This is a genomic window from Streptomyces sp. SP18BB07 (genome assembly GCF_036322545.1).
GTDB classification, from domain to species: domain Bacteria; phylum Actinomycetota; class Actinomycetes; order Streptomycetales; family Streptomycetaceae; genus Streptomyces; species Streptomyces deccanensis.
The window spans coordinates 94,092-105,600 of sequence record NZ_JAQYWT010000224.1 but is presented as its reverse complement, the minus strand read 5'-3'; the positions used below and the strand labels follow the sequence as shown (position 1 = coordinate 105,600).

The 11,509-nt window shown below is 66.0% G+C and carries 14 protein-coding genes and 5 pseudogenes; 6 read left to right on the top strand and 13 right to left on the bottom strand.

Annotated features, from left to right (window positions below):
* Positions 1-178: 178 nt before the first annotated feature.
* Positions 179-607: pseudogene (locus tag PUR53_RS06210) on the bottom strand (transposase); the annotation flags it as partial.
* A gap of 342 nt (positions 608-949) precedes the next feature.
* Positions 950-1,840: an alpha/beta fold hydrolase gene (locus PUR53_RS06205; RefSeq protein WP_329907640.1), complete on the bottom strand. Its 891-nt coding sequence runs from the start codon at positions 1,838-1,840 to the stop codon at positions 950-952.
* Between the two features lie 87 nt (positions 1,841-1,927).
* On the opposite strand from PUR53_RS06205, the gene PUR53_RS06200 reads away from it, so the two are divergent.
* The gene (locus PUR53_RS06200; RefSeq protein WP_033532175.1) at positions 1,928-2,404 is read left to right on the top strand and encodes a MarR family winged helix-turn-helix transcriptional regulator; all 477 of its coding nucleotides are present in this window, start codon (positions 1,928-1,930) and stop codon (positions 2,402-2,404) included.
* 3 nt (positions 2,405-2,407) lie between these two features.
* On the opposite strand, the gene PUR53_RS06195 is transcribed toward PUR53_RS06200, so the two are convergent.
* Positions 2,408-2,599: a hypothetical protein gene (locus PUR53_RS06195; protein WP_329896013.1), complete on the bottom strand. Its 192-nt coding sequence runs from the start codon at positions 2,597-2,599 to the stop codon at positions 2,408-2,410.
* A gap of 614 nt (positions 2,600-3,213) precedes the next feature.
* On the opposite strand from PUR53_RS06195, the pseudogene PUR53_RS06190 reads away from it, so the two are divergent.
* Positions 3,214-3,489, top strand: a pseudogene (locus PUR53_RS06190) (transposase family protein); the annotation flags it as partial.
* Positions 3,490-3,624: 135 nt separating this feature from the next.
* Positions 3,625-3,980: pseudogene (locus tag PUR53_RS06185) on the top strand (transposase family protein); the annotation flags it as partial.
* Positions 3,981-3,997: 17 nt separating this feature from the next.
* Here PUR53_RS06185 and PUR53_RS06180 read toward each other — a convergent pair.
* The 3 genes and pseudogenes from PUR53_RS06180 to PUR53_RS06170 form a co-directional block, all read right to left on the bottom strand.
* Positions 3,998-4,470 (bottom strand): annotated as a pseudogene (locus PUR53_RS06180) (transposase); the annotation flags it as partial.
* A 51-nt stretch (positions 4,471-4,521) separates the two neighbouring features.
* Entirely contained in the window at positions 4,522-5,007 is a 486-nt protein-coding gene (locus tag PUR53_RS06175; RefSeq protein ID WP_329907638.1) for a hypothetical protein, read from the bottom strand.
* Between the two features lie 142 nt (positions 5,008-5,149).
* Positions 5,150-5,443 (bottom strand): annotated as a pseudogene (locus PUR53_RS06170) (transposase); the annotation flags it as partial.
* A gap of 77 nt (positions 5,444-5,520) precedes the next feature.
* On the opposite strand from PUR53_RS06170, the gene PUR53_RS06165 reads away from it, so the two are divergent.
* On the top strand, positions 5,521-6,018 hold the full coding sequence (locus PUR53_RS06165; protein ID WP_329907637.1) for a GNAT family N-acetyltransferase: 498 nt from the start codon (positions 5,521-5,523) through the stop codon (positions 6,016-6,018).
* Between the two features lie 72 nt (positions 6,019-6,090).
* Here the strand turns inward: PUR53_RS06165 and PUR53_RS06160 are convergent, their stop codons facing one another.
* The 6 genes from PUR53_RS06160 to PUR53_RS06135 all read right to left on the bottom strand — a co-directional run bounded on the left by PUR53_RS06160 (position 6,091) and on the right by PUR53_RS06135 (position 8,632).
* Positions 6,091-6,318 carry a hypothetical protein gene (locus PUR53_RS06160; protein ID WP_329907636.1) on the bottom strand — a complete coding sequence of 76 codons (228 nt, stop codon included), beginning with the start codon at positions 6,316-6,318 and terminating at the stop codon, positions 6,091-6,093.
* Positions 6,285-6,563, bottom strand: a complete 279-nt coding sequence (locus PUR53_RS06155; RefSeq protein WP_329907634.1) for a hypothetical protein — start codon at positions 6,561-6,563, stop codon at positions 6,285-6,287. The genes PUR53_RS06160 and PUR53_RS06155 overlap by 34 nt, the downstream gene beginning before the upstream one ends.
* Before the next feature lie 55 nt (positions 6,564-6,618).
* The gene (locus PUR53_RS06150; protein ID WP_329896019.1) at positions 6,619-6,837 is read right to left on the bottom strand and encodes a hypothetical protein; all 219 of its coding nucleotides are present in this window, start codon (positions 6,835-6,837) and stop codon (positions 6,619-6,621) included.
* A gap of 57 nt (positions 6,838-6,894) precedes the next feature.
* The gene (locus PUR53_RS48080) at positions 6,895-7,476 is read right to left on the bottom strand and encodes an RHS repeat-associated core domain-containing protein (protein WP_443080266.1); all 582 of its coding nucleotides are present in this window, start codon (positions 7,474-7,476) and stop codon (positions 6,895-6,897) included.
* 139 nt (positions 7,477-7,615) lie between these two features.
* A complete protein-coding gene (locus PUR53_RS06140; protein WP_329896020.1) occupies positions 7,616-7,855 on the bottom strand; it encodes a hypothetical protein in 240 nt (79 codons plus the stop codon).
* Between the two features lie 216 nt (positions 7,856-8,071).
* Positions 8,072-8,632, bottom strand: coding sequence for a hypothetical protein (locus PUR53_RS06135; RefSeq protein ID WP_329896021.1), 561 nt, complete (start codon positions 8,630-8,632; stop codon positions 8,072-8,074).
* 49 nt (positions 8,633-8,681) lie between these two features.
* Between PUR53_RS06135 and PUR53_RS06130 the strand changes: the two genes are divergently transcribed.
* The gene (locus PUR53_RS06130) at positions 8,682-8,885 is read left to right on the top strand and encodes a hypothetical protein (protein ID WP_329896022.1); all 204 of its coding nucleotides are present in this window, start codon (positions 8,682-8,684) and stop codon (positions 8,883-8,885) included.
* A 133-nt stretch (positions 8,886-9,018) separates the two neighbouring features.
* Positions 9,019-9,198 (top strand): hypothetical protein, encoded by a 180-nt coding sequence (locus tag PUR53_RS06125; RefSeq protein ID WP_329907632.1) that lies wholly within the window; start codon positions 9,019-9,021, stop codon positions 9,196-9,198.
* A gap of 659 nt (positions 9,199-9,857) precedes the next feature.
* Here the strand turns inward: PUR53_RS06125 and PUR53_RS06120 are convergent.
* Positions 9,858-11,387: a helix-turn-helix domain-containing protein gene (locus tag PUR53_RS06120; RefSeq protein ID WP_329896045.1), complete on the bottom strand. Its 1,530-nt coding sequence runs from the start codon at positions 11,385-11,387 to the stop codon at positions 9,858-9,860.
* Positions 11,388-11,509 lie beyond the last annotated feature (122 nt).

Genomic DNA, 11,509 nt, shown 5'->3' with positions numbered 1-11,509 from the left:
CGCTCACCCTCGTCGACCACATCCACCATGACCAGTGGGGACAGACCCGAAAACACCGTCCGCACAAGCTCGTTGACACCCATCACATGAAGGTCAACGACCCTCACAACTCTCTGTCACCACCGAATGTGAGACAGGGCCAAACGAGCGGTGTAACCGGGGTTGACGGTTGCTGGTGGGCTGCGGAGAGGCGGCCGTCGAAGGTGATGTCGAAGGCTTTCAGCGCGGTCTTCCAGCGCATGGTCCAGCGGGCCTGGCCTTTGCCCGTGGGGTCGAGCGATGTGATCGCCAGGTAGACGCACTTCAACGCGGCCTGCTCGTTGGGGAAGTGTCCGCGGGCCTTGACCGCCCGGCGGATACGGGCGACCGACTCGATGGCGTTCGTCGTGCAGATGATGCGACGGATCTCGGTGTCGAACCGTAGGAACGGGGTGAACTCCTCCCAGGCGTTCTCCCACAGCTTCACGATCGCCGGGTATTTCCTGCCCCAGGCGTCGGCGAATTCGGCGAACCTGTCCAGGGCGGCTTCCTCGGTCGGTGCCGTACGGACGGGCTTGAGAAGCTTGGCGATCTTGTCCCAGTCCTGGCGGGCGGCATAACCGAACGTCTTACAGTCCCTGGACCACGATCCCGAGCAGCTTCTCGTGCGCTGGTGAAACCTGCCGTAGGGCAGTGATGCATCGCGCTGAGCTGGGAATTTTCCTGTCGCATTGATGTTCGTTGGAGTCGTTGCCGCGCGGGGGCCTTTGTCCGGTTGATGGTCGGGGGGTGGTTTCGTGGCGTCGATCGAGCAGACGGCGTATCCGTGGTTGAAACACGCGGTGTCGGCGCGGGAGTTGCCCACCTCGGCAGCACGAATCCGGGAGGCAACGGCGCTGCCCCGGCTCGAGGCCGCGTCAGCGGCAGGCCGGAGAGGGCACGGAGGGTGGCGGTGCAGGGACTCGGCCGTTCAGCGGCTCCGATCGACGCGGTCGACGAAGTCGCCGACCGCGGTGGCGAAGGCGGCGGGCGCCTCCTGCGCGACGAAATGCCCGACGTCCGGGATCGTGACCGCGGTGACGTCGCCGGCGACCTGGCGCATCGTCCGCTCGGTGAAGGGGGCGTTGATGCCGTCGACGGCGAGCACGGGAACGGTCAGCGGCCGCGACTCGGCCAGTGCCCGCATCCGGTCGCCGCCGGTCAGGGAGGAACGGTAGAGCCCCTCGGTGCCGCGCCAGCCGCCCGGCCGCGCGTAGGTGCGGGCGAACTCGTCGAGGTCGGTCTCGGTGACCCCGCCCGGCACCATCGTCATCACCGAGACGGCCCAGTCGAGCATCACTCGCTCGCGGCCGGCCAGGAACAGCTCCGGGATTCCCGGGGCGGCCAGGAATCCCACGTGCCAGGAGCCGCCGTTCCTCACGTCGGCCAGCATCTCCCAGCCGTACCCCGGAAGGGTGGTCTCGACGCCGGTGAAGCTGAGGACGTCGCCGGGGTGCGTGGCCGCGAACGCGAAGACCGGCCCGCCGCTGATGTCCTGGCAGGTCACGTGCACGGGCCCGACGCCGAGGTGGGCGACCAGCCGGTGCAGGTCCTCCGCCACGGTGGCCAAGTCGTGGTCGCCGTCGGCGATGCCGGAGTCGCCGAAGCCGCGCAGGTCGACGGCGAACACCCGGTGGGTGGCGGCGAGCAGCGGGATGACGTCGCGGAAGGCCCACCAGGACTCCGGCCACCCGTGCACCAGCAGGATCGGGGAGCCGGTGTCGCCCGCCGAGACGTAGTGCAACGTGGTGCCGTTGACCTCGGCGGTGTGGTGCGTGACGCCCGCCACGGCGGGCGAGGCGGTCACGAAAGAGCTGGTCATGCGATGACTCCCAAGATAGACAACCAGGTTGACTCTAGTGTTGGTCAACCTGGTTGTCCAAGTCAAGGGAAGATCTAGACTGTGGTCATGTCCTCACGATCCGGCGCCGATCTCGCCCTGCTGCTCCTGGGCAGCTATCGCAATCTGGTGGACGAAGTGGTCCGGGAGCTGGCGACCCGGGGATACCCCGACGCCCGGCCGTCGCACGAGTACGCGATCCGGGCCATCCGAGCCGGCGCCGACAGCGCCTCGGACTTGGCCCGCAGACTCGCCATCACCAAGCAGGCCGCGGCGAAGACGATCGCCGCGCTCGTCGAACGCGGGTACGTCACCACCGAGACCGACCCCGCCGACATCCGCCGCAAGAACATCCGGATCACCGATCACGGGATCGGGCTGATCACCGAGAGCACCGCGATCTTCGACGAGGTGCGGGCCCGCTGGGAAGTGCGTCTGGGCGCCGCCGAACTCGCCGAGCTGGAAACGCAGCTCGCCCAATTCGTCGGCGACTCGCCCATCAACCTCGACGCTCCGGGCTGGGCGGCGGGACAGGAACTGCGCTAGCGGTCAGCCGAGGGTCGTGGCCGGCCGGTCGGCGCCGCTTTCGGCGCCGCCGGAGACATCGCCCAGGGCCGCACCACCTTCGAACAGGTCATCAACGCCCCGGACAGCCTGGCTGTGGAACTTCGACTTCGACGACCACGAACGCATCGCCGCCCGACTGCCCCGCATCGCCGCCGTGTACCCAGCTTGCCCCATCGGGCAACGATCACCGCCGCACCGGGCAACGATCACCATCTACAGAGAAACAGGGCAGGTCAGGACCTCTCGGAAACACCCCTACGTGTCTCTCGTCGGTGACGCCTGCGATGTTCACGACGAATGCTGTTGTACCGAGGGCAGACGCTCGGGAACCCGCGCACCGAGGCCGACGCACGGCCGCAGCTGGGAACCCAGGGATGGCATCGGGCCTGCGACGGCCACGACATACGCCCCGCTTGCTGGATGAAGGGACGCCGACGAGGGCTGGCCTTCACGCAAGTCCCGCCCGAGTTCGGGTCACCGAGCGCTCAGAAATTGCGAACTCAGGCGCTTTGGGCGGCGCCTACATCGGAGACAGCACCCGAGCCGAAATCGCCTACGCCCGGTCGCTGGGCAAGCCCGTGCGGTACGCAACCCGAAGTCGACCCTGACGCCTGACCGCCTGCTGCCACCTCGACAACCAAGGCCGGCAGCCCGCCGCCTGACCGTCTCGCGGTGGCTTCGGTCGCCGCCCACCCCACACCCTCCGCAGGCATGCATCCATTGGGATTGATCATCTGACGAGCTCGTGCATGGTTGGAGCCGGCACGTCGAGACCTTGATCGTTGATCATGGTCTGCGTGGTGGGGAACCGGACGCGTGCAGCGGTCCTTCGCAGTCAGCAGATCACCGGACTGAGTTCAGAGGTGATCGCCGAACTTGTAGCGGAGATCGGCCCGTTGTGGCACGAGCGGCACCAGGCGACACGCGTCTCGCGTCCCCGCCGACGAGCTGTCGGCGCCGGTGCCAAGCACAAGCTTGTCTTCGTCGACCGGCTCCTGGCCACGCTGATTCACCTCCGCCACGGCGCCACCCACGACGTACTGGCCTGCTGGTTCGATGTAGATCGCGCCACCGTCACGCGTGCGATCGGTGAAGTACGGCCGCTGCTGGCCCAGCGGGGCCGCACCGTCGCTCCCGGCCTTCGGCTCCGCACGCTCGCCGAGGTGGTCGACCACCTCGGCGAGAACGAGCGGGCAGGGATCATCGTGATCACGGCGTCGGAGCCGTCCTTGATAGCCCGTTTTCAGGGCTGAGCCCCCGCGCCTCCGGGAAGCTGGTGACGGTTCTGCGGCGCGAGGGCGCGGACGCGGTCCGCAAGGGCCGGCCTTGGAGCCTTCCACTGGAGGACCGGGCACTGCTGGTCGCGGCGTACTGGCGCACGAACCTCACGATGCGCCAGCTCGCTCCGCTGTTGGGGGTGTCCGAGTCGGCGGCGGACCGGATCATCGACCATCTCGGGCCGATGCTCGCCCTCCAGCCCCGCAAACGGTTCGCGAGGGACACCGTGCTCATCGTGGACGGCACCCTGGTCCCCACCCGCGACCACCAGGTCGCCTAGCAGTCGAAGACATCTCATGTCGCTGGTAGGTCAAGTTGATGCTCGGCGGCAAGGTCTATAGGTGGTGTGAAGGCGCGATCGGAGTCGAACAGCATGCGGTGCTGTAGGCAGTGGTAGAGGCAGCCGAGCAGTTTGTTGAACAGGTTGCGCAGTGCGGCGGTGTGGCGTTCTCCGCCTGCTCGTCGCCTGTCGTAATGGGCGCGCGGAGCGACTGTGCGGAGTGCGGCAAAGGCCCACAGGTGACCAACGCTGGCGAGTCGTTGGTTCTTGACGGTCCGAGCCACGACGACGTGGCTGCGGCCTGACGCCAGTGTCACTGGTGCGCCCCGGCGTATGCCTTGACCGCCCTCGCGTCCGCGAACCGGGATCGGTCGTCGCCGATCTCAGCCAACAGTCGGGCCCCGGAGAGCACGGACAGACCCGGGAAGCTGGTGATGATGTCGGCGTCCGGGTGCGCGAGGAACGCTTCCTCTGTCGCCGCCGCGAGGATCCGGCGCGGCCGAACATCTGGGGTTCGATGCATCCTGGACGAGTCATGTCAGCCGCCACCACTGGACGGTTCTGAGGGATCGGGCAGTGGAGGACGACGCACCGGCGCCTCGGTCATGGGCTGGCCAGCATCAAGTATCCCCCTTGCAACGTTGATGAATTCGAGGCGTGCGGCCTCCATAAGGTCTCGGGCTCTGTCCCAAGCCCTTTCATCATGGGTAACGCCTCGGATGAACTGATTACTGTGCCTCCAGAAGACCTCATCCATGCGTGCTGCTGCAGTCACCATTGGTGGTTCACCAACCAGCGAGATGGTGCCCAATGCGATGTTCCAAGCAGTCCAGTCGACTGCTCCGCCCTCCTTCCAGGCACGCCGAATCGCGACTTGGGCCCGCGTGGACTCGGCAACTACGGCAGCACACGCATCGATCTGCCGATCTCGCGTCTTGTGCTGTTTCTGAGAACGGTTAGCGAGCACGGCACCAGCAACAACGCCAGAAAGCGTGACCAGTACGCTTCCCACGATGGAGACCACGATTCCAAGCTCAACCAAGACTCACTCCCCTCCTGACCGCGGCGATCTGCGGGATTGCACATCGTCGGTACGACTCTGCCAGCGGGTTCGCGATACGCACACGACGACATCACGAGTCAGACCAGGGTGCGGTCACTGGGTGTCAGCCCATGAGGACGCGCTTTCGGAGGAGTTCGAATCCGGCGCGGCCGAACATCTGGCGCTTGAGCATCTTGATGCGGTTGACATGGCCTTCGACGACACCGGAGTTCCAGGGGGTGGAGAGCCCAGCGGTGACCGCGTCGAGGTCGCGTTCCAGACCGCTGGTGAAGGTGTGCAGGCTGGGGAGATCGTCGGCACGGACGGCCGCGATCCACTCCGCGATCCACTCCGCGATCTGCTCGCCTTCGCGCTGGGTGAGCATGCGCGCGAAGGAGCGGATGTGCCCAGCGAGGGCTGCTCGTGGCTCTGCACGGATGGTTGACCCGGTAATCAGTTGGAGCCGAGGAGCCTTCGCTGGCTACGCTTCCTGGCGTGAATCCCGTGATCGACGTCCTGGCTCCTTCCGAGGTGGACTGCCTGGAGCGCCTGTGGGGGCAGCTCCTGGTGCACCACAGTCGGGAGGCGGCACACCTGGCGGCTCTTGGCGCGGTTCGCTCGCCCAGGGACTCGTGGCGTCTGCGGCGGGGACAGTACCTCGAATGGCTGCAGGAGCCGCTCACGGCAGTACTGGTCGCTCGGGACGGGAATCAACTGCTTGGCTATGCGGTTGTGCGCATCCTGGACGCCCCGGGGTCATGGCAGTGGGGGGACCAAGTCGGCGTGCTGGAAACCCTCGTGGTTGATGACGAGGCCCGCGGTGCCGGAGTCGGGCAGGCCCTTGTCAGGGCCGTACGCGAGCGTCTCGCCGAATCGGGTGTCCAGGTCATGAAGATCTCCGTCATCGTGGGCAACGATGATGCCCTGCGCTTCTACCAGCGGGAAGGCGCCGTCGACTTCGTGAAGACGCTGGTCATGCCCGTCTCGGAATGACGGCGCAGACCGGATCGGTGCCGACAACGAGGATGCCGCTGCGTGCTCAGCGGCATAATCCCGGTGGACTCTTCATGCAGCCTTGGCCGGGTACTGAGTCCACGTACGGACAGGTGAATCGGGGGCGAAGTCGGTCTTCGGTTCGGCGCGTGCGTTGCGCCAGCGGACATAGGCGGCGATGGCGGCGTTCTGCTCGTCGTGTGTGCGGTGGTCGGTGCCGTTGAGGGCGAAGTAGCGCAGAGCGGCGAACTCCGATTCGATCCAGTTCAGCCAGGAGCCGTAGGTCGGCAGGAAGACCACTCAACGTCGTTGTCGGCGGCCCAGGTGCGGACCTCGGTGTGCTTGTGCGGGGAGAAGTTGTCCAGCACCACGTACAGCTTCTCCCGGGGCCAGCGGGTGCGCAGAGCCTTGAGTAGGCCGAGGAACTCGCGCCACCGCTTGCGTGTGCGGATCCGGTAGTAGATCTTCCCAGTGGCCAGGTCGAGAGCGGCGAGCATGTGCATCACGCCGCCGTAGCGGTTGTAACTGGGCCCGGGCTCCACCACACCAGCACACACCGTCAGAGAGCCACCCAACAACGTGACAGTGCTGTACGGCGGGTTATTCGACCCCAACCACTCCGGTGGCTGCGAGGGCTCCAATGGTGATCAGGAACACTCCTACGATCAGCGGACCAGTCCGCACGGTGGACTCCCCAGCGGATGCGTTCGCTCTGCCGAAAACGTTGCGCTGGCTTATGGCGGCGCGCGTGAATTTCTTGCTGTAGATGATGAGTCCAAGGCCTGCGAGGATGCCGAAAGCCGAGAGGAAGATACGCACCCGAACTCCTTATGTCTGAAGTGGGGGCCTGAGCCCGCCCAAGGGACTGGGGCGGGCTCAGGCTTCGGTTCCACGACTACGAGTGGTTGTTTCGGCCAGAATTGAGTTGTAGTCTCCTACTGCACGTGGGGGTTGGGGCGTAGGTTCCGAGCCCTCCACTGGCGCCGGCTGCCGGAGACCCGTCTTGACCCCCGATTCGGCGCCACCGACGGTGCCCAAACCAGCAGCGCATCCCCCGTAAGCGGACGGCCCGGCGTCTGCGCCTCCCTTGGATCCTTCGAAGCCTCCACCAATGCCCGGAAGTCCCACACCAATCATCAGGTAGCCACCGCTGTTACCGGAAGCGTTCTTGGAGTATCCGCCGCCCAGGCACACCCAGAAACATGCGTCAAGGCCGACCCACCAACTCCACAACCCACTGGAATCGCTGTTGTTGACGGGATCGCCTTTGGCGTAGAGGTAGGGGTTGGTCTCCTGGCCCGACGGGTCGGGCTGGTTGAACCGCCCGATCTGGGGGTCGTAGTGCGGTGACCCATCTTGTACAGGCCCGTGGGATCCCTTCGCCCACCTATGGCCGCCCTTGGCTTGGCAGCTGCCGCGCCAACTTCGTGGCACTGGTTCAACCGCATGCACGGCCATTCCACCACTGCCTGAACAGTCGCCAGAAGTGCGTGAAGTGATAGCCCTCAGCACCTCCGCCAAAGCTCCACTCTCGGCAGCTCCTTGACCCGCATGCTCCTGTCTTCAGTCGCGATCAACGGGTGGCAGATCGTGAACATCATCGGTCTTCAGCGGTCCGGTTCCTCCCACCGAGCCGCTGATGCCTGCGGCCGGTCCAGCCGACGGCGGCCCAAGAGGCGAAGAGGACGATCGCAGCGATGATGCCAGCGACGGTGTCGGTGAAGACGAGCGCGAGCAGGACCGCGATCAACGTGATCGTTCCGGCCGAGGAGGTGGCGAAGGAGTCGGCACGCAGGACGACGCGCAGGAAACCTGATGAGGGGGAAGAGCCAGTCATTACATATCCATTCTGCGGCCAGGCCCGTCGTGATCAACAGAATGGTAGGAGGCTGCCGATCTAGATAGTTGCTGCGCGGAGGCGGGCCGGCCGCGGCTGCCGGTCCGGCAGGCCCTGTCCGGGATCCTGTTCGTGCTGCACACCGGCATCCAATGGGAGACCGCAAGTCGCCCCGCCCGCCTCCGGATCCTCACGCGGGCCTGAACTGCCTTGACGTCAGCATCGTCGCTGACGCCTGGCCTTGGCGCTGACACGCTTGCGAATCAGGGCTTGATAGAAGGAGGACTTTTCATCACCGAGGCCGAAGTACTCACATATGTCGGCTACCATATCGGCGTCCTCGGCCCTGCCCGTGAGCCCGATCTGGACGATCAGCCAGAAGCCCTCCCGAGCCCTGGCGCGGCATTCGTCACCCAGATTCGTTCGTCCCAGAGCCGGCTCACTGTCGTCACCTGATCCAGCGGCCACGAACGACAGAGTCTGCAGAAGCTCGCGTCGGGCCAGAGACGAGAGCTCACCTGCCAGCGCGGCCAGGATCACGCTGACGGCCGGCACAGTGCACTCGAAGATGATCGTGTTGAGCTCAACATGGTTGGCGAGCGTGTATCCGATCATGTCCTGGGGTGTCTCGGCAGTGATAATCGCCTCGAACAGCAAGGGCACATGCTCCGCTGACTCACCGCAGCCGCACCGCAACGAAGCCCAGTCGTGCCGTCCCAGTTCAGCGCGTACCAGCTCACTGACACCCAACCGAAATCCCCTCTCCATCAGCGTCACCCGCAGCGTCACTCCTGCTCAGGGCGGCACTGATGAAGCATCCTCCGAGATGCCGCTTTTCCGCTACGAACTGCTTCACCAAATCGCGGTCAGGGCCTTGAAAACGGGCGCACCCACGTTCCGTCGCCTGGTGACCACCGCCGGCGTTGGCGCCGACGCCCCCACCCCGCCCCGGCTGCACGATCTTCGGCACACCTTCGCCGTCCGTGCCCTGCTCACCTGGTATCGCACCGGCGGTGATATCCAGGCGTAGATCCCGTCGCTGTCCATCCACCTATCTCGGGCACCCGGGAACCGTCCTCCAGCTACTGGTACCTGTCTGCGGCACCGGAACTGCTGGCTCCGGCGGCGGCCCGCCGAGAGGGCATCGGAAAGGCGGCACGATCATGACCTCGATCGCTCCTACCCTGCAGTCGTTCTTCACCGACCGGGTGGTCCGCCAACGTCAGGCCAGTCCGCGCACCATCGCCGCCTACCGCGACGCGCTCCGTCTCCTGCTCGGCTTCGTCCAGCAGCGCGCCGGCATCACCCAAGGGCGCACGGCTTTGCCCTCGATGCGGCTCTGACCGCCGCCGAGGTGGCGGACCTCGAGGCATGGCTGGACGCTGACCTGCCCGAGGACAGCATCCCCACGACCGGACGGCATCCAGGACCTCCACCCGAGCGACGACACAACACGTCACCACTGCCACAGGCCCGCCGACCCTATTCCTGACCAGCGGAAACAGAGCTATCAAGCCCGGAAAGACAACAACCACTCAGACCGGGGGGCGTCGGAGGGCTGCTGCGTGAGTCGATTCACGGTACTCGCGGCGGTGCGGGAGCCAGTGCGAGCAACCCCCACCTCAGCTGGTGGCTCCAGGCCGACGGCCGAAGGGCATGACCGAATCGGCAAGTGTCGCCGCCTCAGCACTGTGATGGTTACCGGGGTGGCCTGCGGCGTCTTCGACGTGGGTGCCGATGGTTGACCAGACGCGGTCGGCGTGACACGACCGACATCGGACGTTGCGAGGCCGCCTCGGGGACAACCCTCCGTAAGGGCTCACGGGCACTCAGGTATCTCTGACGTCTCGTCAACCATTCAAGATCATCTTGCACGTGCGTTGCGCAAGGTGTTGAAAGACAACAGTGATCAGCGGAGGGCCGTGAAAAAGAGTATTCGCAGGTCAGCAGGCATTTTGAGGTGCCGTGCCCCTTGCCTCCAAGGGGCACGGCACCGCGCCGCTCAGATGTCCCGGAAGATCTCGATCTGCGCCCCCACGGTGTTGAGGCGTTCCGCGAGGTCCTCGTAGCCGCGGTTGATGACGTAGACGTTGCGGAGCACGGACGTGCCCTCGGCGGCCATCATCGCCAAAAGGACGACCACGGCGGGGCGCAGGGCGGGTGGGCACATCATCTCGGCCGCGCGCCAGCGGGTGGGGCCCTCGACCAGCACCCGGTGCGGGTCGAGGAGTTGGAGGCGGCCGCCGAGGCGGTTGAGGTCGGTGAGGTAGATCGCCCGGTTGTCGTAGACCCAGTCGTGGATGAGGGTCTTGCCCTGTGCGGCGGCGGCGATGGCCGCGAAGAACGGGACGTTGTCGATGTTCAGGCCGGGGAACGGCATGGGGTGGATCTTGTCGATGGGGGCCTGGAGTTTCGAGGGGCGGACGGTGAGGTCCACCAGGCGGGTGCGGCCGTTGTCGGCGAAGTACTCCGCCGAGCGGTCGTGGTCGAGCCCCATCTCCTCCAGGACCGCCAGCTCGATCTCCAGGAACTCGATCGGTACCCGGCGCACGGTCAGTTCGGACTCGGTGACGACCGCCGCGGCGAGCAGGCTCATCGCCTCGACCGGGTCCTCGGAGGGCGAGTAGTCGACGTCCACGTCGATGTGCGGCACGCCGTGCACGGTGAGCGTGGTGGTGCCGATGCCCTCCACCCGTACGCCGAGGGCCTCCAGGAAGAAGCAGAGGTCCTGGACCATGTAGTTGGACGAGGCGTTGCGGATGACGGTGACGCCGTCGTGGCGGGCGGCGGCCAGCAGCGCGTTCTCGGTCACCGTGTCGCCGCGCTCGGTCAGCACGATCGGACGGCCGGGGGTGACGGAGCGGTCCACCTCGGCGTGGTACAGCCCCTCGGTGGCCGTGATGTCGAGGCCGAACCGGCGCAGCGCGATCATGTGCGGCTCGATCGTCCGCGTCCCGAGGTCGCAACCGCCCGCGTACGGCAGCTTGAAGTGGTCCATGCGGTGCAGCAGCGGGCCGAGGAACATGATGATCGAGCGGGTGCGGCGCGCCGCCTCCGCGTCGATCGCGTCGAGGTCCACCTCGGCCGGCGGCACGATCTCCAGGTCGACACCGCCGTTGATCCACCGGGTGCGGACGCCGATGGAGCCGAGCACCTCCAGAAGGCGGTACACCTCCTCGATACGGGCCACCCTGCGCAGCACTGTGCGCCCCTTGTTCAACAAGGAGGCGCACAGCAGCGCGACACACGCGTTCTTGCTGGTCTTCACGTCGATGGCGCCCGACAGCCGACGCCCGCCGACCACCCGCAGATGCATCGGACCCGCGTAGCCCAGTGAGACGATCTCACTGTCGAGGGCTTCACCGATTCGGGCGATCATCTCAAGGCTGATGTTTTGATTGCCGCGCTCGATACGATTCACCGCGCTCTGGCTCGTACCGAGCGCCTCCGCCAACTGTGACTGTGTCCAGCCACGGTGCTGTCGTGCGTCACGGATGAGCTTGCCGATGCGTTCGAGGTAGTCGTCTGCCATGAGGGAGAGGTTATCTCAGATATGAGATGACGCCTCATGGGGGGCCTGTTAGGGGTGTGGCGCGGGCCCGTTCAGGTGATGTCGCGTGATGTCACCCGATGTCGGCTGATAGAGCGTCAGCC